The sequence below is a fragment of the Streptomyces sp. M2CJ-2 genome (genome assembly GCF_016757295.1).
In the GTDB taxonomy this organism is placed as follows: Bacteria; Actinomycetota; Actinomycetes; order Streptomycetales; family Streptomycetaceae; genus Streptomyces.
The window spans coordinates 89374-108355 of record NZ_JAESIF010000012.1 but is presented as its reverse complement, the minus strand read 5'-3'; the positions used below and the strand labels follow the sequence as shown (position 1 = coordinate 108355).

Below are 18982 nucleotides of genomic sequence, written 5' to 3'. Positions count from 1 at the left end.
CGGACGATGAACCGAAGGGGGACCGGATGAGACTGCTGCTCGTCGAGGACGACAACCACGTCGCCGCCGCCCTGTCGGCGATTCTGGCGAGGCACGGGTTCGACGTCACCCATGCGCGCAGCGGCGAGGAAGCACTCCAGGCGCTCGTCCCCGAGGCCGACGGCTTCGGCGTCGTCCTCCTCGACCTGGGCCTGCCCGATCAGGACGGCTACGAGGTCTGCGGCAAGATCCGCAAACGCACCGGCACTCCGGTGATCATGGTCACCGCCCGCTCCGACGTGCGCTCCCGCATCCACGGACTCAACCTCGGCGCCGACGACTACGTGGTCAAGCCGTACGACACGGGCGAACTGCTCGCCCGGATCCACGCCGTCAGCCGGCGCACCGTCCAGGAGGACGCCGTCGCCGCCGGTGAGGCCGAGCTGCGTCTCGGCTCCGTGCGCATCGAGCTGCCGACCCGGCGGGTCAGCGTGAACGGTTCGGTCGTCCAACTGACCCGCAAGGAGTTCGATCTGCTGGCCCTGCTCGCCCAACGGCCCGGGGTCGTCTTCCGCCGCGAGCAGATCATCAGCGAGGTGTGGCGCACCAGCTGGGAGGGAACGGGGCGCACTCTGGAAGTGCATGTCGCCTCCCTGCGCGCCAAGTTGCGCAGGCCGGCCCTCATCGAGACGGTACGCGGAGTCGGCTACCGGCTCGTCGAGCCCGCGGCATAGCGTGGCCGGGTGCACACACGTCTGCTGCCGCTGCTCATCGTCCTGATGGCGGCCGTGCTGCTCGCGCTCGGGGTTCCGCTCGCCGTCAGTCTGGCGGGTGCGCAGCAGCAACAGGTCGTCGTCGACCGGATCGACGACACGGCGCGCTTCGCGGCCCTCGCCCAGTTCGTCACCGAGCCGGTCGACCCCGTGACCGACGACATCGACGAGCGCCGGGAGACCCTCAGCAGCGAGCTCCGCAGCTACCACGAGGTGTACGGCATCCGGGCCGGCGTCTTCTACCGCAACGACCTCCCGATGGCGCACGCGCCGGACGACTGGTTCCTGCCCGGGACGGGCGAGGTGCGCGAGGCCTTCCGGGAGGCGCTGCTCAGCCGCCGCAGCCATGATCCCGAGCAGGTGTGGCCCTGGGAGCAGCGCAGCCTGGTGGTGGCCTCGCCGGTCATCCGGGACGGCGACGTCGTCGCGGTCGTCGTCACCGACTCGCCCACCGGGCAGATGCGCTCACGCATCCTCCAGGGCTGGCTGATCATCGCCGTGGGTGAGGGGGCGGCGATGCTGCTGGCCGTCGGCGCGGCCCTGCGGCTGACCGGCTGGGTGCTCAAGCCCGTACGGGTCCTGGACGCCACCACCCACGACATCGCCACCGGGCGGCTGAAGTCCAGGGTCGCGGTGGCCGGCGGACCGCCGGAACTCCGTCGGCTCGCCCGGTCCTTCAACGAGATGGCGGACAACGTCGAGGGCGTGCTGGAACAGCAGCGCGCCTTCGTCGCCGACGCCTCGCACCAGTTGCGCAACCCGCTCTCGGCGCTGCTGCTGCGCATCGAACTGCTCGCCCTGGAGCTGCCCGACGGCAACGAGGAGATCGCCTCGGTCCAGGCCGAGGGCAGGCGGCTGGCGCACGTCCTGGACGACCTGCTCGACCTGGCGCTGGCCGAGCACAGCGAGGCCCAGCTCCAGGTCACCGACATCGGAGCCCTGGCCGCCGAACGGGTGGCGGCGTGGTCGCCCACCGCCGCGGCCAAGGGGGTCCTGCTGGCGGGGGACTGTCCGCCGACCACGGCGTGGGCCGACCCGGTCGCCCTGTCCAGCGCGCTGGACGCGGTCATCGACAACGCGGTGAAGTTCACGCCGGAGGGCGAGAACGTCGAGGTGGCCGTCTCCTCCAACGGTGACACCTCCACCGTCGTCGTCACCGACCACGGCCCCGGTCTGAACGACGAGGAGCTGGCCCGCGTCGGGGACCGCTTCTGGCGCAGCGGGCGGCACCAGAACGTCAAGGGCTCGGGCCTCGGCCTGTCCATCGCCCGGGCCCTGCTCACGGCGGGCGGCGGCTCGATCGCGTACGACCGCCACGAGCCGCACGGGCTGACGGTGACGGTGACGGTGCCGCGGAGCGCTCCCGCGGGGGCGGCCACCGGTCAGGGCTTGACGGACCGGTAGTACCGGCGTGCACCGTCGTGCAGCCGGAGCGGATCGGTGTAGATGGCGGTGCGCACGTCGACCAGCTGGGCGGAGTGGACGTTTTTCCCGATGCGGTCCCGGCTCTTGAGCACGATCCGGGTCAGCCATTCGGTGAGCCGCGGGTCCGTGTCCGTCCGTGTGATCAGCAGATTGGAGACGGCCATCGTCGGGACGGTCGCACCGCGCTGGCTGCGGGGGTAGGCCGACTCCGGCATGTTGGTGGCCCGGTAGTAGCGCGTGGCGCCACTCTGCCGATGGAGCTGGGCGACCAGGTCGGCCGTTATCGGCACGAACCGCAGACCGGAGTCCTCGGAGAACGTCCGCAGGCCGTCCGTGGGCAGCCCGCCCGACCAGAAGAACGCGTCCAGCCCGTGCCCGAGCCGCCCCGGGCCGGTGTCGATGCCGTCCGCGGAGGGTCTGATGTCCTGCTCCGGATCGATGCCCGCCGCCCTGAGCACCTGGTTCGCGATGAGCCGCACCCCCGACTTGGGCGGCCCGATGGCGACCCGCTTGCCCCGCAGATCGGCGACGGAACGGATGTCGGAGCCGGGCGGGACCACGAGTTGCACATAGTCGTCGTAGAGACGGGCGACCCCGCGCAGCTGGTCGGCACCGCGCTGGTCGCTCAGTCGGTACGTCTCCACCGCGTCGGCCGCCGTGATCGCGAAGTCGGCCTCTCCGGTCGCCACCCGGCGTACGTTCTCCTGCGACCCGTCGCTCGTCAGCAGCCGCACTTCGAGGTCCGGCATGTGCTTGCTGAGCGAGGTGCGCAGAAGCTCACCGTATTTCTGGTACACCCCCGCGCGTGTCCCCGTACTCAGGGTGACCGTCCCACGGGGCGGCTCCTCGCTCCAGGGAGCCAGCCACCACAGCAGCAGTCCGAGCGCCACGAAACCGGCGACCGCGCCCCGCAGGACCCGGCGCCTGCCGATACGGGACAGCGCGTTGGACATGGCGCGATCCTGCCAGTCCGTACGCCCCGCTGACCAGGGCAGAGCGCACATATCCGGGCGGAAGTCGGGCAGGGCGACGGACCGGACGACGCAGCCGGGACCGTCGGGACTGTCGGGGGCGGCCGCTACAGTCACGGCATGAGCGCTTCGCCCGCCGACCTGGTCCGTGAGTTCCACCGCGCCTTCGGGCTGGACGCGCGCGAGACACCGACCGAGGTCTCCCCGGCACTCGCCGCCCACCGCGGCGAACTGCTCGCCGAGGAGGCCGCCGAGGTCGCGGAGGTGGCGGTGCACGGCCCGCTCGACCGGCTCGCACACGAACTGGCCGATGTCGTCTACGTCGCCTACGGCACGGCACTCGTCCACGGCATCGACCTCGACGCGGTGATCTCCGAGATCCACCGTTCCAACATGACCAAGCGCGGCCCCGACGGCCGGATCACCCGCCGCTCCGACGGCAAGGTCCTCAAGGGCGACCACTACGAGGCCCCGGACGTGTCCCGGGTGCTGCGCCGGCAGGGATGGACGCCGGGCGCGGAGGCCTGAGCCGGGGCCCGGGCGGAGCCCGCTCCGCCGTCCCGGCGTGTCGTGGGGAGCGCATACCCTGTAGGGCATGAGCAGCATCGACCGGAGCCAGTCAGTGGGCGGCACGCGCACCTACGAAGTCCGCACCTACGGGTGCCAGATGAACGTCCACGACTCCGAGCGGTTGTCCGGGCTGCTGGAGGACGCGGGCTACGTCCGCGCCCCCGACGGCGCCGACGGCGACGCCGACGTCGTCGTCTTCAACACCTGCGCCGTGCGGGAGAACGCCGACAACAAGCTCTACGGCAACCTCGGCCACCTCGCCCCGAAGAAGGCGCAGCGCCCCGGCATGCAGATCGCGGTCGGCGGCTGCCTCGCGCAGAAGGACCGCGACACCATCGTGAAGCGGGCCCCCTGGGTGGACGTCGTCTTCGGCACGCACAACATCGGCAAGCTGCCGGTCCTCCTGGAGCGCGCCCGCGTCCAGGAGGAGGCGCAGGTCGAGATCGCCGAGTCGCTGGAGGCCTTCCCGTCCACGCTGCCGACCCGCCGCGAGAGCGCCTACGCGGCCTGGGTGTCCATCTCCGTCGGCTGCAACAACACCTGCACCTTCTGCATCGTCCCGGCGCTGCGCGGCAAGGAGAAGGACCGGCGTCCCGGTGACATCCTCGCCGAGGTCGAGGCCCTGGTCGCCGAGGGCGTCTCGGAGATCACCCTGCTCGGCCAGAACGTCAACGCGTACGGCTCCGACATCGGTGACCGGGAGGCGTTCAGCAAGCTGCTGCGGGCCTGCGGGAGCATCGACGGCCTGGAGCGCGTCCGCTTCACCTCCCCGCACCCGCGCGACTTCACCGACGACGTCATCGCCGCCATGGCCGAGACGCCCAACGTGATGCCGCAGCTCCACATGCCGCTCCAGTCCGGCTCGGACACGGTGCTGAAGGCGATGCGCCGTTCGTACCGGCAGGAGCGCTACCTCGGCATCATCGAGAAGGTCCGCGCCGCCATCCCGCACGCGGCGATCAGCACCGACATCATCGTGGGCTTCCCCGGGGAGACCGAGGAGGACTTCGAGCAGACCCTGCAGGTGGTGCGCGAGGCCCGCTTCGCGCAGGCCTTCACCTTCCAGTACTCCAAGCGGCCGGGCACCCCGGCCGCCGAGATGGACGGCCAGATCCCCAAGAAGGTCGTCCAGGAGCGCTACGAGCGGCTCGTCGCCCTCCAGGAGGAGATCTCCTGGGAGGAGAACAAGAAGCAGGTCGGCCGGACCCTGGAACTGATGGTGGCCGAAGGGGAGGGCCGCAAGGACGGCACCACCCACCGCCTGTCCGGCCGCGCCCGGGACAGCCGCCTGGTGCACTTCACCAAGCCGGAGCAGGAGGTCCGCCCCGGCGACGTCGTGACCGTCGAGATCACGTACGCGGCCCCCCACCACCTTCTCGCCGAGGGCCCCGCCCTGAGCGTGCGCCGCACGCGCGCGGGTGACGCCTGGGAGAAGCGGAACGCCGAGAAGGCGGCGCGGCCGGCGGGCGTGATGCTGGGCCTGCCGAAGATCGGTGCGCCCGAACCCCTGCCGGTCGCGGCGGGCGGCTGCGGCTGCGACTGACGGCGACCGGCCGGGGACTCGCGGGCGGCCCGCGCGGGCTACGCTGCCGATCATGATGGTCGCCGCCGCAGTCTGCCCCTGCCCGCCGCTCCTCGTGTCCGAGGTCGCCGTGGGCGCCGCCCACGAGCTGGACGCCGCGCGGGTTGCGTGCAGGGACGCGGTCGGTGTGCTCGCCGCCGCCCGTCCCGACCGGCTCGTGGTCGTCGGCCCGCTGCAGGGCGACGCGGGGCCCGAGCGCTACCCGGAGGGCAGCGCGGGGTCCTTCCGCGGCTTCGGGGTCGATCTCGGCGTACGGCTCGGCGCGGGCCGGGGCGCGGCGACCGGACGGGAACTTCCCCCCGGGCTTGCGGTGGGCGCCTGGCTGCTGGAGCGGACCGGCTGGGCGGGCGTCCCGGTCGAGGGACTCGGCGTGGGGGAACCTCTCGAGGCCGAGCGGTGCGTCCAGGAGGGAAGGGACATCGTCGCCGGTACGGAGCGGGTGGCGCTGCTGGTGATGGGCGACGCCAGCGCCTGCCGCACGCTCAAGGCCCCTGGCTACCTCGACGAGCGGGCGGCGCCCTTCGACGCGGAGGCCGCCCGGGCGCTGGGAACGGCCGACACGGCGGCCCTGCGGGCACTGGACAGCGGCCTGGCGCGCGAACTCATGGTGTCCGGCCGGGCACCCTGGCAGGTTCTCGCGGGCGCGGCCGAGGGCACCGTCCTGGAGGGCAGCCTGCTGTACGAGGACGCTCCGTACGGGGTGGGCTACATCGTGGCCGCCTGGTCGTAGCCGCCGACCGGGTGCGAGGTCGGCCTGGAAACGACGAACGGTCCGAGACGAGGGACGGCCGGGAGTGCGAGGCACATCTCATGTGCCTCGCACTCCCGGCCGTCCCTCGCCGTACCGCGCTCAGGAAGTGGGCGGCGGCCCGGCCTGCGGCGTGGTGCCACCCGTGTCCGGACCGTGGTCGTTCCTGTGAGCGAGCCGGTCCATGGCGTGCTTGGCCTTGCCCGTGCCCGTGTGAATCCTGTCGCTGTACTTGCCCTTGGTCCGCTCGTCGACGGTCTTCGCGGCCTTCTCCAGCCCGTGCTGGATCTTGCCCTCGTGCTGCTGCGCGAGGTGCGAGACCTTGTCCTTGGCAGGACCCAGCTTGGCCTTCATGTTGTTCAGGAGACCCATGGTCCACCTTCCTCGCGGTGCGGTTCATGTGCGAAAACGCCCATATCCACTCCATACGGTACTCGGGTGGAGGCTGTCCCGCCCGGCTGCGGCGTTTGCGAGACTGGACCGGTGAGCAGCGCATCCTCCGCCCCCCGGGTCATCGCCGTCGTCGGTCCCACCGCAGCAGGAAAGTCCGATCTGGGCGTGTTCCTGGCCCGGCAGCTCGGCGGTGAGGTGGTCAACGCCGACTCCATGCAGCTCTACCGCGGGATGGACATCGGCACCGCCAAGCTGACGCCCGAGGAACGCGGGGGAGTCGCGCACCACCTCCTGGACGTCTGGGACGTGACCGTCACCGCGTCCGTCGCCGAGTACCAGCGTCTGGCCCGGGAGCGGATCGACGCCCTGCTCGCCGACGGGCGCTGGCCCGTCCTGGTCGGGGGGTCCGGCCTCTACGTCCGCGGGGCCGTCGACAACCTCGAGTTCCCCGGCACCGACCCCGACGTCAGGTCGCGCCTGGAGGAGGAGCTCGCCCTGCGCGGCTCCGGCGCGCTGCACGCCCGTCTCGCCGCCGCGGACCCCGAGGCCGCGCGGGCCATCCTGCCGGGCAACGGCCGCCGCATCGTCCGGGCGCTCGAAGTGATCGAGATCACCGGCCTGCCCTTCACCGCCAACCTTCCCGGCCACGACTCGGTCTACGACACCCTTCAGATCGGCGTCGACGTGGCCCGCCCCGAACTCGACGGGCGCATCGCCGGCCGGGTCGACCGGATGTGGGAGGCGGGTCTCGTGGACGAGGTGCGCGCACTGGAGGCGCAGGGGTTGCGCGAGGGGCGTACGGCCTCGCGTGCGCTCGGCTACCAGCAGGTCCTCGCGGCGCTCGCCGGGGAGTGCACCCTGGAGGAGGCGCGGTCGGAGACCGTGCGTGCCACGAAGCGCTTCGCGCGCCGTCAGGATTCGTGGTTCAGGCGCGATCCGCGGGTGCACTGGTTGAGTGGGGCCGCGGCGGACCTCAGGGAACTTCCGCAGCTCGCGCTGTCGTTGGTCGAACGACCGGTTACAGCCTGATCACGTCATGGCATCGGGACGCCCAGGCCGTCATCCGGGCCTCTGACGCCGTGCCATCATCGAGCTTCGATCGACCAAGTGGAGTCCAAGTTGGGAGGGCGCGTGGCGATGGAGGCCGGCCCTCGCGACACCGCACACGGTACCGAGCACCTCACCACCGAGCGGGGTGCACCGGAGCGGGAACCCGACCGTCTCGACCCCGACCGCCTCAGCCCCGACGGGCCGGACGAGACGCAGAGTGGAGTGACCGACGACGGCCCCGAGCCGGACGAGATGTTCGCGGGCGGCGACGAGGTCGAGGTCGAGCTGCGCCCGCAGCGCCGACTGCGCCTCTGGCAGCTCGCACCCATCGTCGGCCTGGCCGCGGTCGGCTCGCTGATGTTCGCGTTCCCGCTCGCCTTCGACTTCGGCGACAGCGGTGCCGTGATCGCCATGCTGGGCCTGCTGATCTGTTCCTGCGCGGCCGGCTGGGGCATGGTGGCCGCCCGCAGGGTGGGCCACACCTGGCCAGGACTGCCGGCCCGGAGCACCGGACGCAGACCCGACTGGCGGGTCGTGACCGCCTACGCCGTGCTGGTCGCCGCGGTGGTGGCGCTGGCCGTCTGGCGGGTGGCCCGCCTCCGCTGACGCCCGCGCGGGGCCGTGGCGGGGACGCGCTGCCGTGGCCACCCCGTACGATCGAGGGATGAGCACGCGGATCGCCTTCCTCAAGGGGCACGGCACCGAGAACGACTTCGTGATCGTCCCGGACCCCGAGAACGCCATCGACCTGCCCCCCGCCGTCGTCGCGGCCCTGTGCGACCGCCGCGCGGGCATCGGCGGCGACGGACTGCTGCACGTGGTCCGGTCCGCGGCGCATCCCGAGGCGCGGCACCTGGCCGCCGAGGCCGAGTGGTTCATGGACTACCGCAACGGCGACGGCTCGATCGCCGAGATGTGCGGCAACGGAGTACGGGTGTTCGCGCGCTACCTCCAGCGGGCAGGGCATGTGGCCGAAGGGGATGTCGCGGTCGCCACGCGCGGGGGCGTGAAGACGGTGCACATCGCCAAGACCGGGTCCGACAGCGGCTCCGCCGCGGGTGACATCACCGTCGGCATGGGCCGGGCACTGCTCCCCGAGGGCGACGTCACCGTGAGCGTCGACGGGCGCAGCCGGCCGGCGCGGAACGTGAACATGGGCAACCCGCACGCCGTGGTTTTCGTGGACGACCTCGCGCACGCCGGTGATCTGTTCACCGCACCCTCCTTCAGCCCCGCCTCGGCCTATCCGGACGGCGTCAACGTCGAGTTCGTGGCCGACCTGGGCCCGCGGCACGTGGCGCTGCGCGTCCATGAGCGCGGGGCCGGCGAGACCCGCTCGTGCGGCACGGGTGCCTGCGCGGTCGCGGTGGCCACCGCCCGCCGGGACGGCGTCGACCCGAGCGTCACCGGAACCCCGGTGACCTACACCGTGGATGTGCCCGGCGGCACCCTGGTGATCACCGAACGGCCCGACGGCGAGATCGAGATGACCGGACCCGCGGTGATCGTCGCCGAGGGAGTGATCGAGGAGGGGTGGCTGGAGAACCTGCCCCGCTGAAGTCCGTACCGGCTCGGTATCCCAGATGCGCGGGGCGGGAGACCTGCATCCGCGGGGTGCGGGGGCGGGTTTCGGCTTCGAGAGGACGGCGAGCCACCGGTCCCGTGGCGTGAAACCGCCGCAGTGCCGGGCTTCGCTCGATGGGGTGATCCGTTTCACGCTCGGCGGGAGGCGGTCGGTCGCACGTGTTGGGGTCGGTAGCATCAAGCACCGGCCCGGACGGGGGACGAACGCCGTCCCCTGAGCCCGAGTCCGCCCTGGGGCACGCCCGTCCGCCGGTCGACGCAGCCGGAGGTGCCCATGAACGCGGAGGCCGTGAATCCTGCGACCCCAGGTCCTGCGACATCGGGGCATGTCGCGCCCACAGGGGCCCGCAGGAAGGCCCGCCCCCGGCTCGACCTGCGCCGACTGGGCCGTGCCGCGCTGCTCGGCCCCGCCTCCCGCGACCGGCTCCCCGACGCCATCGGCCATGTGGTCGACGCCCATCGCGCCCACCATCCCGACGCCGCTCTCGAACCCCTGCGCCAGGCCTATCTCCTGGCCGAGTCCTCGCACCGCGGCCAGATGCGCAAGAGCGGCGAGCCGTACATCACCCACCCGCTCGCCGTGACCCTGATCCTCGCCGAACTCGGCGCCGAGACCACGACCTTGACGGCATCCTTGCTCCACGACACCGTCGAGGACACGGAGGTGACGCTCGATCAGGTCCGTGAGCAGTTCGGTGAGGAAGTGAGCTACATCGTCGACGGCGTCACCAAGCTCGAGAAGGTCGACTACGGCGCCGCGGCCGAGCCCGAGACCTTCCGCAAGATGCTCGTCGCCACCGGCAACGACGTCCGCGTGATGTCGATCAAACTCGCCGACCGGCTGCACAACATGCGCACCCTCGGCGTCATGCGCCCCGCGAAACAGGAGCGCATCGCCAAGGTGACCCGGGACGTGCTCATCCCCCTCGCCGAGCGGCTCGGGGTCCAGGCGCTCAAGACGGAACTCGAGGACCTGGTCTTCGCGATCCTGCACCCGGAGGAGAACGAGCACACGCGCGAGTTGATCCTCCGCAACGCCTCCCGCGCGGACGATCCGCTCGCCGAGGTCGCCGACGAGGTGCGCGAGGTGCTGCGCGAGGCGGACATCCCGGCCGAGGTCCGCATCCGTCCCCGCCACTTCGTCTCCGTGCACCGGGTGTCCCGCAAACGCGGTCGGCTGCGCGGCGCCGACTTCGGCCGTCTGCTGGTGCTGGTGAACGAGGACGCCGACTGCTACGGGGTCCTGGGCGAGCTGCACACCTGCCTGACGCCGGTGGTCTCGGAGTTCAAGGACTTCATCGCCGTACCCAAGTTCAACCTGTACCAGTCGCTGCACACCGCGGTCGCCCGGGACGACGGCCAGGTCGTCGAGGTCCTCATCCGGACCCACCAGATGCACAAGGTCGCCGAGGCCGGTGTCGTCGCTCTGGGAAACCCGTACGCCGCCCCGGCCGAGGAGCAGTCCGCGAGCGACGGCGAGCGCGTCGACCCGACCCGGCCCGGCTGGCTCTCCCGGCTCCTGGAGTGGCAGCGCGGCGCACCCGACTCCGACACCTTCTGGTCGACCCTGCGCGAGGACCTCGCCCAGGACAGTGAGATCACCGTGTTCCGCCCCGACGGCGGCACGATCGGCCTGCCCGGCGGGGCGACCTGTGTGGACGCCGCGTACGCGCAGTACGGGGAGGACGCGCACGCGTGCATCGGCGCCCGCGTCAACGGCCGTCTGGCGACGCTGAGCACCACCCTGAAGGACGGGGACACCGTCCAGCTCCTGATGGGACAGGACCCCGCCTCCGAGCCCTCCAGACAGTGGCTGGAGCACGCCCACACGCCCGCCGCGCGGATCGCCATCCAGCGCTGGCTGACCGCCCACCCCGAGCGGAGCGACCCGCCGGCCGCCCGGCCCGAGGAAGCCCGGCCCGAGGAAGCCCGGTGGGCTCCCCGCCCCGCCGACGGGCCCGCCGCCCAGGCACCCGGGGCGGTGTCCGGCCCCTTCACCGGCGCCCAGGTCCTGGCCGACCGGCCGGGCGCGACCGTACGGCTGGCCGGCTGCTGTACGCCCGTACCGCCCGACGAGGTGACGGGCTTCGCCGTGCGCGGGGGAGCGGTCACCGTGCACCGGGTCGAGTGCGCCGCCGTGGCGCGGATGAAGAACGCGGGGCGCGCGGAGGTCGGCGTGCACTGGGGGGAGGGAGCCGAATGCCGGGTCACGCTCGTCGCCGAATCGTTCGTCCGGCCTCACCTGCTCGCGGACCTCACCGAGGCCATGGCCCTCGAAGGTGCCGAGATCGTCTCCGCGACCGTCGAGCCCCCGACCCATCAGCAGGTGCGGCACACGTACACCGTGCAGCTGCCCGACGCCGCGCACCTGCCCGCCCTCATGCGCGCGATGCGCAACGTGGCCGGTGTGTACGACGTGAGCCGGACCAAGCCGCAGACCCAGGGCGCCTGACGGTACACGCGGGTGCGGAACACCGCCCGGCCGTGAGCGCCCGCCGCGCGGCGGCCCCACCGTCCGAATGCCCCTCTCCCGGCCCACCCGATCGGGTGGGCCGGGAGCGCGCCGTCGCCGAGGCGCCCGCGCGCGCTGGTAGCCGTGGGCCATGCTGCTCACTCCCCACGGCCCGACCGCTCCCGGCCCGACCGCTCCCGGCCCGGCATCCGACCGTCCGGCCGTCCCCGGTCCGTCCGCCCACGGCGCGACCGCCCGCGCGGTGGTGCCTCGTGGCCGTCGACGGCGGACGTCCGCCGCGCTGCTCGCGTCGGCCGTCTCCGTCTGCCTCCTCGCCGCGAGCGCCCCGGCCACGCCGCTGGGCATCGGCGACCGCCTCTTCCCGCACCTGGGCAACCCCGGATACGACGTGGCGTCGTACGACCTCGCCCTCAGCTACCCCGGCACCAACGACAAGGCGCTGCGGGCCGCCACGACGATCGTCGCCCGGCTGACCGCGGACCTGGACCGGATCAACCTCGACTTCGCCCACGGCACGGTCCAGTCGGTCGAGGTCGACGGGGCCCCGGCCGCCTTCACCACCGCCGGGGAGGACCTCGTGATCACGCCCGAGGGCGGTCTGGACGCGGGCGAACGGACCCGCATCACCGTGCGGCACACCAGCGAACCGGTGTCGGCCGAGGACCGCGACGGCGGCTGGGTGCGCACCGCGGACGGTCTCGCCATGGCCAACCAGGCCGACGCCGCGCACCTGGTGTTCCCGTGCAACGACCATCCGTCCGACAAGGCGCTGTTCACCTTCCGCATCACCGCCCCCGAGGGGCACACGGCCGTCGCCAACGGCCTGCCGGCCGGTGTCGACCGCACAGGCGGAGCGACCACCTGGACGTACCGCACCCGGCACCCCATGGCCACCGAACTCGCCCAGGTGTCCATCGGCCGCTCCACGGTCCTGCACCGCACCGGTCCGCAGGGGCTGCCACTGCGCGACGTCGTCCCCACGAAGCACCGCGAGAAGCTCGAACCGTGGCTGGCGAAGACTCCCGACCAGATCGCCTGGATGGAGGCCAGGGTCGGCCGCTACCCCTTCGAGACGTACGGCCTGCTCGCGGCCGACGCCTCCACCGGCTTCGCACTCGAGTCCCAGACGCTGTCCCTCTTCGAACGGGATCTCTTCACCGAGTCCGGCTTCCCCGCGTGGTACGTCGAGTCGATCATGATGCACGAGCTCGCCCACCAGTGGTTCGGCAATAGCGTCAGCCCTCGCACCTGGTCCGATCTGTGGCTCGGCGAGGGCCACGCCACCTGGTACGAGGCGCTGTACGCGCAGGAGAGGTCCGGTCCGTCCCTCGACGCCCGGATGAAGGTTGCCTACGAGGCCTCCGACCGCTGGCGTGCGCAGGGCGGGCCGCCCGCCGCCCCCAAGGCCCCGGAACCCGGTCAGAAGATCAGCATCTTCAGGCCGAGCGTCTACGCCGGAGCCGCGCTCGTGCTGTACGCCCTGCGCGAGGAGATCGGCCGCACCGCCTTCGAGCGTCTGGAACGCCTCTGGGTGACCCACCACCGGAACGGCACGGCCACCACCGCCGACTTCGTCCGGCTCGCCTCCGACGTCGCGGGACGGGACCTGACGGGATTCCTGGAGGCCTGGCTCTACGACTCCAGGACCCCGCCGATGCCCGGCCACCCGGACTGGAAGTCCACGGCCGGGCCCGGCGCCCAGTCCACGAGACCGCGCGCGCCGGTGGAGCATCGACCGGGTGGGAACCGGGAACAAACACGATGACGAGACGCCCCGTGCCGTGTCACCATCGTCAGGTCGCCACGGCACGGGCGGCGGGAATCTCCCGGCAGGCCCGCGCGTTGTGAAGGGTGACGGCCGCATTCCGTCGCCACCTGCGACATCCCATCGACGTAAGGACCCAATGACCTCCTCTTCTTCCCCTTCCCAGGACACCAAGCGCCTCGCGCAGACCTACCCCGAGGGCCTCCGGGCCGATGCCCTGATGGAAGCGGACGTCGCCTGGAGCCTCGAGATCGACGGAGAGCGGGACGGCGACCAGTTCGACCGCTCCGAGCGCGCGGCCCTGCGCCGCGTCGCAGGCCTCTCCACGGAGCTCGAGGACGTCACCGAGGTCGAGTACCGACAGCTCCGTCTGGAGCGGGTCGTGCTCGTCGGCGTGTGGACATCGGGAACCGTGCAGGACGCCGAGAACTCCCTCGCGGAGCTCGCGGCCCTCGCGGAGACGGCGGGCGCCCTCGTGCTCGACGGCATGATCCAGCGCCGTGACAAGCCCGACGCGGCGACCTACATCGGCTCCGGCAAGGCCGAGGAGCTGCGTGACATCGTCCTCGAAACGGGCGCCGACACGGTCGTCTGCGACGGTGAGCTGAGCCCCGGCCAGCTGATCCACCTCGAGGACGTCGTCAAGGTCAAGGTCGTCGACCGTACGGCCCTGATCCTGGACATCTTCGCCCAGCACGCCAAGTCCCGAGAGGGCAAGGCGCAGGTCGCGCTCGCGCAGATGCAGTACATGCTGCCGAGGCTGCGCGGCTGGGGTCAGTCGCTGTCCCGGCAGATGGGCGGCGGCAAGGGCGGCGGGCTCGCCACCCGTGGCCCCGGTGAGACCAAGATCGAGACCGACCGGCGCCGGATCCGCGAGAAGATGGCGAAGATGCGCCGGGAGATCGCGGAGATGAAGACCGGCCGCGACATCAAGCGCCAGGAACGCCGGCGCAACAAGGTGCCGTCCGTCGCCATCGCGGGCTACACCAACGCGGGCAAGTCCTCGCTGCTCAACCGCCTCACGGGCGCGGGCGTACTGGTCGAGAACGCCCTGTTCGCGACCCTCGACCCGACCGTGCGCCGGGCCGAGACGCCGAGCGGACGGCTGTACACGCTGGCCGACACCGTCGGTTTCGTCCGGCACCTGCCACACCATCTGGTCGAGGCGTTCCGCTCCACCATGGAGGAGGTCGGCGACGCCGATCTGATCCTGCACGTGGTGGACGGTTCGCATCCCGTTCCGGAGGAGCAGCTGGCTGCCGTGCGCGAGGTGATCAGGGACGTCGGCGCCACCGACGTACCCGAGATCGTCGTGATCAACAAGGCCGACGCGGCCGACCCGCTGACGCTCCAGCGGCTGCTGCGGACGGAGAAGCGCTCCATCGCGGTCTCGGCCCGCACCGGTCAGGGCATCGAGGAACTGCTCGCCTTCATCGACGTCGAGCTGCCCCACCCGGCGGTGGAGATCGAGGCGCTCGTGCCGTACACGCACGGCAAGCTGGTCGCCCGCGCCCATGACGAGGGCGAGGTGATCTCCGAGGAGCACACCCCGGAGGGCACCCTGCTCAAGGTGCGGGTGCATGAGGAACTGGCGGCGGAACTCACGCCGTACCTGCTCACGTCGGCCGCCCACTGAGTCGGCGGCCCGCAGTGTGACGCGACGGCCCGCCCCCTGCTCCGGCAGGGGGCGGGCCGTCGGCGTGCGCGGTCACCGGCCGCCGTAAAACCTGCTCGTGTTCCGGTACAGCAACTCGGCGTCCCGGCCCGACTGCGGGCCCGCGAGCCAGGTGTTGTCGATCGGACCGGTCGAGGCGTTCGACACCGGCACGGTCCCGCCGTTCAGCACCCGGGACCGCCGCACGCGGTCGAGGGGAGCGTCAGGGCGACGACGAGCCCGGTGGCGGCGAGAACTCTGCGACGCCGGGGCCGAAGCCGGCGTGGCGCGGACGTACCTGCGGAACGCATGATGCGAGACCCCCGTTGAATCCCGTGAACGCCCTGCTGGACATGTGCCCGTCCCCGGGTGCGCGGAGCGCGCGGGAACGGACACGTCGGTCACTGTCCGGCGAACTTGTCGCTGACCGCGTCGTAGACGCCCCTGGCCTCGTCGCCCAGCCGGGGGCCGGCCAGCCAGCCCGAGGTCACCGGGCCGATGGAGGTGTTGGACACCAGAGCGGGCTTGCCGTCCGAGCCCGCCGAGACCCAACCGCCACCGGACGAACCGGCGGTCATGCTGCACCCGATCCGGTACATCGTCGGCTCGGACGTGTTGAGCGAGAGCCGACCCGGCCGGTCCTCGCAGCTGAACAGCTTCTGGCCGTCGTACGGAGTTCCGGCCGGGTAACCGGTGGCGGTCACGCTCTCCATGTCGGGCACCGCCGGAGCGTTGAAGTCCACCGGCAGCGCCGAACCGACCGTCTCCTCCAGCGACTTGCCGTCACCGCCCTTCTCCGGCGTCACGTGGATGACCGCGAAGTCGTACGAGGCGCCGTCGCCGCCGGTCGAACCGCCCTGCTCGATCCACTGGTCGGAGGTCTGCGCCCAGTCACCCCACCAGACGCCGTACGGAGCGACCTCCTCCTTGGCGGCGCCCTCGAGTTCCGCCGTCGGCTTGCCCGCGTCGTTGTACGACGGCACGAAGGCGATGTTGCGGTACCAGCCGCCCTTCTTGCCGGCGTGCACACAGTGGCCGGCCGTCCACACCATGTTGGACTTGCCCGGGTTGGCGGGGTCCTGCACCACGGTGGCGGAGCACACCATGGTGCCCTCCGGGGAGTCGAAGAACACCTTGCCGGCCGTGGGGGCGTTGGCGTGGTAGGAAGGCGGCACGTCCTGCGCCTGCACCGGCTCCGGCGTCGGGTCGGTCACACCCTGGTCACCGGAGATGTCGCTCTCGTCGACTTCCTGCTCCGGCTCCTCCGCCTCCCGCATGCGGTCCGGATCCCACAGGCCCTCGATGATCGGGTTGATGTAGTCGTTGGCCTCGCGCAGCCAGTCGTCCTTGTCCCAGTTCTTCCACTCGCCGTTCCGCCACTTGTCGACATCGATGCCGTGCTCCTTGAGCTGGTCCTTGATGTCGTCCGGGATCGTGATCTTGCCGTCGCCGGCCGCGGCGGTCGCGGCGGCGTCGCCGCCCGCGGTGTCGTCACTCGAACCGCAGGCGGTCGCCGTGAGCGCGAGCACCGAGGCGAGCGCGACGGCGGTCAGCACGGGGGAGGTTCCGCGGCGCGTCCTCCCGCTTCGGCGAGTGGTGGACGACGGCCGTATGGATCGCATGATCTGACTCCCCCTGCTGTGGACGAACGTGGTGCTTCGGCCGTGTTCACCTCCTGAACTCGAACGGAGTCCGGAGCGAACACACGACCACCGGGAACGGCACCACACACTATGCGCTCGCCGTGGGGGACGACCGACGGAACGGCAACGGTTTCGCTACGAGCGTTCTGACCTGGTCGGTCTCCGCGGCCCACCACGGTGACGCCTCACCGGACACGGCCTGTGGCCCCTCGTGTGACGAGCAACGACCTCCGGGTCCCCCGGACTTCGCGATGGAACGGCTCCGCCCGGCCCGTCGTCGGCGCCTCCCCCGGCGGCCACGGAGGGCATGATTGTCGGTGCCGGGCCGTAGGGTGGTCGCGCTATGACGAAGCCCTCACTCCCTGAACTCCTGCATGCCGCCGTCACCGCCGTCGGCGGCACGGAGCGCCCCGGCCAGGTGACCATGGCCGAAGCCGTCGCCGAAGCGATCGACGACGCCTCCCATCTGCTGGTCCAGGCCGGCACCGGCACCGGAAAGTCGCTCGGTTATCTGGTGCCCGCGCTCGCCCAGGGGGAGAGAGTCGTCGTGGCGACGGCGACGCTGGCCCTGCAGCGCCAGCTCGTGGAGCGTGACCTTCCGCGCGCGGTGGAGGCGTTGCATCCGCTGCTGCGCCGCCGCCCGGAGTTCGCGATGCTCAAGGGCCGGTCCAACTACCTTTGTCTGCACCGTCTCCACGAAGGCGTGCCGCAGGACGAGGAGGAGGGCCTCTTCGACCAGTTCGAGGCGGCCGCCCCCACCAGCAAGCTGGGCCAGGACCTGCTGCGCCTGCGTGACTGGGCGGACGAGACGGAGACCGGAGACCGGGACAACCTCACGCCGGGCGTCTCCGACCGGGCCTGGTCCCAGGTGTCGGTGTCGTCCCGGGAGTGCCTGGGCGCCACGAAGTGCGCCTACGGCGCGGAGTGCTTCGCGGAGATGGCCCGTGAGCGGGCCAAACTGGCCGAGGTCGTCGTCACCAACCACGCGCTCCTCGCGATCGACGCGATCGAGGGCGCTCCGGTGCTTCCGCAGCACGAGGTGCTGATCGTCGACGAGGCCCACGAACTGGTCTCCCGGGTCACCGGGGTCGCCACGGGGGAGCTCACCCCCGGCCAGGTCAACCGAGCGGTGCGGCGTGCCGCGAAGCTCGTCGACGAGAAGGCCGCCGACCAACTGCAGACCGCGGCCGAAGGCTTCGAACGCCTGATGGAGCTGGCCCTCCCCGGCCGTCTCGAGGAGATCCCGGAGGACCTCGGGTACGCGCTGATGGCACTGCGCGACGCCTGCCGGACCGTCGTCTCCGCCCTCGGGAACACCCGCGACAAGTCCGTCCAGGACGAGGACGCGGTCCGCAAACAGGCGCTCGCCTCGGTGGAGAGCGTGCACGACGTGGCGGAGCGGATCACCAACGGCTCCGAATGGGACGTCGTCTGGTACGAGCGCCACGAGCCCCGCGGCGGAGCCGCATACCGGCACAGCGGCGCTTCTTTGCGCGTCGCCCCCATGTCCGTCTCCGGTCTGCTGCGCGAAAAGCTCTTCACCGACCGCTCCGTCGTCCTGACGTCCGCGACCCTGAAACTGGGCGGCGACTTCAACGGCGTGGGAGCCTCCCTGGGCCTCGGCCCCGAGGGCGCCGAAGGAGACGACCTGCCGCGGTGGAAGGGCGTCGACGTCGGCTCTCCGTTCGACTACCCCAGGCAGGGCATCCTCTACGTCGCGAAGCACCTGGCGCGCCCGGCCCGTGACGGCGACCGCGCGGACATGCTCGACGAACTCACCGAGCTGATCCAGGCGGCGGGCGGCCGTACGCTGGGCCTGTTCTCCTCGATGCGGGCCGCCCAGCTCGCCGCGGAGGAGCTGCGCTCCCGGATCCCGGAGTTCCCGATTCTCCTCCAGGGCGAGGAGACGCTCGGCGAACTGATCAAGAACTTCGCGGCCGACCCGAAGACCTGTCTGTTCGGCACGTTGTCGCTCTGGCAGGGCGTCGACGTCCCCGGCCCCAGTTGCCAACTGGTCGTCATGGACAAGATCCCGTTCCCGCGCCCGGACGACCCGTTGATGAGCGCCCGCCAGAAGGCCGTGGAGGAGGCGGGCGGCAACGGCTTCATGGCGGTCGCCGCCACCCACGCGGCGCTGCTCATGGCGCAGGGTGCCGGCCGTCTGGTCCGGGCCACGGGCGACCGCGGTGTGGTCGCCGTACTGGACCAGCGGCTGGCGACGGCCCGCTACGGAAGTTATCTGAAGGCCTCGCTGCCCGACTTCTGGTTCACCACGGACCGGAATCAGGCCAGGAAATCCCTGGCCGCGATCGACGCGGTGGCGAAGCGGGCCGAGACGGAAGCACCGGTGGAGGCGGAGTGACGGCGGGGCG

At 71.8% G+C, this 18982-nt stretch carries 16 protein-coding genes; 12 read left to right on the top strand and 4 right to left on the bottom strand.

What is annotated here, in order from left to right; all coding sequences use genetic code 11:
* The first annotated feature begins 26 nt into the window (after nt 1-26).
* Nucleotides 27-713, top strand: a complete 687-nt coding sequence (locus JL475_RS12945; protein ID WP_202277735.1) for a response regulator transcription factor — start codon at nt 27-29, stop codon at nt 711-713.
* A gap of 9 nt (nt 714-722) precedes the next feature.
* The gene (locus JL475_RS12940; RefSeq protein WP_202277734.1) at nt 723-2156 is read left to right on the top strand and encodes a HAMP domain-containing sensor histidine kinase; all 1434 of its coding nucleotides are present in this window, start codon (nt 723-725) and stop codon (nt 2154-2156) included.
* Here the strand turns inward: JL475_RS12940 and JL475_RS12935 are convergent.
* Complete coding sequence (locus tag JL475_RS12935) at nt 2135-3130, bottom strand: TAXI family TRAP transporter solute-binding subunit (RefSeq protein ID WP_202277733.1); 996 nt, start codon at nt 3128-3130, stop codon at nt 2135-2137. The two genes, JL475_RS12940 and JL475_RS12935, sit on opposite strands and share 22 nt — an antisense overlap.
* Nucleotides 3131-3268: 138 nt before the next feature.
* Between JL475_RS12935 and JL475_RS12930 the strand changes: the two genes are divergently transcribed.
* The 3 genes from JL475_RS12930 to JL475_RS12920 all read left to right on the top strand — a co-directional run bounded on the left by JL475_RS12930 (nt 3269) and on the right by JL475_RS12920 (nt 6030).
* Complete coding sequence (locus JL475_RS12930; protein ID WP_202277732.1) at nt 3269-3676, top strand: MazG nucleotide pyrophosphohydrolase domain-containing protein; 408 nt, start codon at nt 3269-3271, stop codon at nt 3674-3676.
* Nucleotides 3677-3743: 67 nt separating this feature from the next.
* Complete coding sequence (gene miaB / locus JL475_RS12925; protein WP_202277731.1) at nt 3744-5261, top strand: tRNA (N6-isopentenyl adenosine(37)-C2)-methylthiotransferase MiaB; 1518 nt, start codon at nt 3744-3746, stop codon at nt 5259-5261.
* Nucleotides 5262-5313: 52 nt separating this feature from the next.
* On the top strand, nt 5314-6030 hold the full coding sequence (locus JL475_RS12920; RefSeq protein WP_202277730.1) for a class III extradiol dioxygenase subunit B-like domain-containing protein: 717 nt from the start codon (nt 5314-5316) through the stop codon (nt 6028-6030).
* A gap of 120 nt (nt 6031-6150) precedes the next feature.
* Here the strand turns inward: JL475_RS12920 and JL475_RS12915 are convergent, their stop codons facing one another.
* Nucleotides 6151-6420, bottom strand: coding sequence for an antitoxin (locus JL475_RS12915; protein ID WP_202277729.1), 270 nt, complete (start codon nt 6418-6420; stop codon nt 6151-6153).
* A 111-nt stretch (nt 6421-6531) separates the two neighbouring features.
* Between JL475_RS12915 and miaA the strand changes: the two genes are divergently transcribed.
* The 6 genes from miaA (at nt 6532) to hflX (ending at nt 14949) form a co-directional block, all read left to right on the top strand.
* Complete coding sequence (gene miaA, locus JL475_RS12910) at nt 6532-7470, top strand: tRNA (adenosine(37)-N6)-dimethylallyltransferase MiaA (RefSeq protein WP_202277728.1); 939 nt, start codon at nt 6532-6534, stop codon at nt 7468-7470.
* A gap of 108 nt (nt 7471-7578) precedes the next feature.
* Complete coding sequence (locus tag JL475_RS12905; RefSeq protein WP_202277764.1) at nt 7579-8097, top strand: hypothetical protein; 519 nt, start codon at nt 7579-7581, stop codon at nt 8095-8097.
* A gap of 58 nt (nt 8098-8155) precedes the next feature.
* Nucleotides 8156-9049 carry a diaminopimelate epimerase gene (gene dapF, locus JL475_RS12900; protein WP_202277727.1) on the top strand — a complete coding sequence of 298 codons (894 nt, stop codon included), beginning with the start codon at nt 8156-8158 and terminating at the stop codon, nt 9047-9049.
* A gap of 300 nt (nt 9050-9349) precedes the next feature.
* Nucleotides 9350-11527 (top strand): bifunctional (p)ppGpp synthetase/guanosine-3',5'-bis(diphosphate) 3'-pyrophosphohydrolase, encoded by a 2178-nt coding sequence (locus tag JL475_RS12895; RefSeq protein WP_202277726.1) that lies wholly within the window; start codon nt 9350-9352, stop codon nt 11525-11527.
* 151 nt (nt 11528-11678) lie between these two features.
* Nucleotides 11679-13313 carry a M1 family metallopeptidase gene (locus JL475_RS12890; protein WP_202277725.1) on the top strand — a complete coding sequence of 545 codons (1635 nt, stop codon included), beginning with the start codon at nt 11679-11681 and terminating at the stop codon, nt 13311-13313.
* 139 nt (nt 13314-13452) lie between these two features.
* Nucleotides 13453-14949: a GTPase HflX gene (hflX, locus tag JL475_RS12885; protein WP_202277724.1), complete on the top strand. Its 1497-nt coding sequence runs from the start codon at nt 13453-13455 to the stop codon at nt 14947-14949.
* A gap of 72 nt (nt 14950-15021) precedes the next feature.
* Here the strand turns inward: hflX and JL475_RS12880 are convergent, their stop codons facing one another.
* Complete coding sequence (locus JL475_RS12880) at nt 15022-15174, bottom strand: hypothetical protein (protein WP_202277767.1); 153 nt, start codon at nt 15172-15174, stop codon at nt 15022-15024.
* A 194-nt stretch (nt 15175-15368) separates the two neighbouring features.
* Complete coding sequence (locus tag JL475_RS12875; RefSeq protein WP_202277723.1) at nt 15369-16589, bottom strand: serine protease; 1221 nt, start codon at nt 16587-16589, stop codon at nt 15369-15371.
* Nucleotides 16590-16953: 364 nt separating this feature from the next.
* On the opposite strand from JL475_RS12875, the gene JL475_RS12870 reads away from it, so the two are divergent.
* Nucleotides 16954-18972, top strand: a complete 2019-nt coding sequence (locus tag JL475_RS12870) for an ATP-dependent DNA helicase (protein ID WP_202277722.1) — start codon at nt 16954-16956, stop codon at nt 18970-18972.
* Nucleotides 18973-18982 lie beyond the last annotated feature (10 nt).

Coding starts and splice junctions, on each gene's coding strand:
- JL475_RS12945 (WP_202277735.1), top strand. CDS start 27: ATGAGACTGCTGCTCGTCGAGGACGACAACCACGTCGCCGCCGCCCTG.
- JL475_RS12935 (WP_202277733.1), bottom strand. CDS start 3,130: ATGTCCAACGCGCTGTCCCGTATCGGCAGGCGCCGGGTCCTGCGGGGC.
- JL475_RS12930 (WP_202277732.1), top strand. CDS start 3,269: ATGAGCGCTTCGCCCGCCGACCTGGTCCGTGAGTTCCACCGCGCCTTC.
- miaB (WP_202277731.1), top strand. CDS start 3,744: ATGAGCAGCATCGACCGGAGCCAGTCAGTGGGCGGCACGCGCACCTAC.
- JL475_RS12920 (WP_202277730.1), top strand. CDS start 5,314: ATGATGGTCGCCGCCGCAGTCTGCCCCTGCCCGCCGCTCCTCGTGTCC.
- JL475_RS12915 (WP_202277729.1), bottom strand. CDS start 6,420: ATGGGTCTCCTGAACAACATGAAGGCCAAGCTGGGTCCTGCCAAGGAC.
- JL475_RS12905 (WP_202277764.1), top strand. CDS start 7,579: ATGGAGGCCGGCCCTCGCGACACCGCACACGGTACCGAGCACCTCACC.
- dapF (WP_202277727.1), top strand. CDS start 8,156: ATGAGCACGCGGATCGCCTTCCTCAAGGGGCACGGCACCGAGAACGAC.
- JL475_RS12895 (WP_202277726.1), top strand. CDS start 9,350: ATGAACGCGGAGGCCGTGAATCCTGCGACCCCAGGTCCTGCGACATCG.
- JL475_RS12890 (WP_202277725.1), top strand. CDS start 11,679: ATGCTGCTCACTCCCCACGGCCCGACCGCTCCCGGCCCGACCGCTCCC.
- hflX (WP_202277724.1), top strand. CDS start 13,453: ATGACCTCCTCTTCTTCCCCTTCCCAGGACACCAAGCGCCTCGCGCAG.
- JL475_RS12875 (WP_202277723.1), bottom strand. CDS start 16,589: ATGCGATCCATACGGCCGTCGTCCACCACTCGCCGAAGCGGGAGGACG.
- JL475_RS12870 (WP_202277722.1), top strand. CDS start 16,954: ATGACGAAGCCCTCACTCCCTGAACTCCTGCATGCCGCCGTCACCGCC.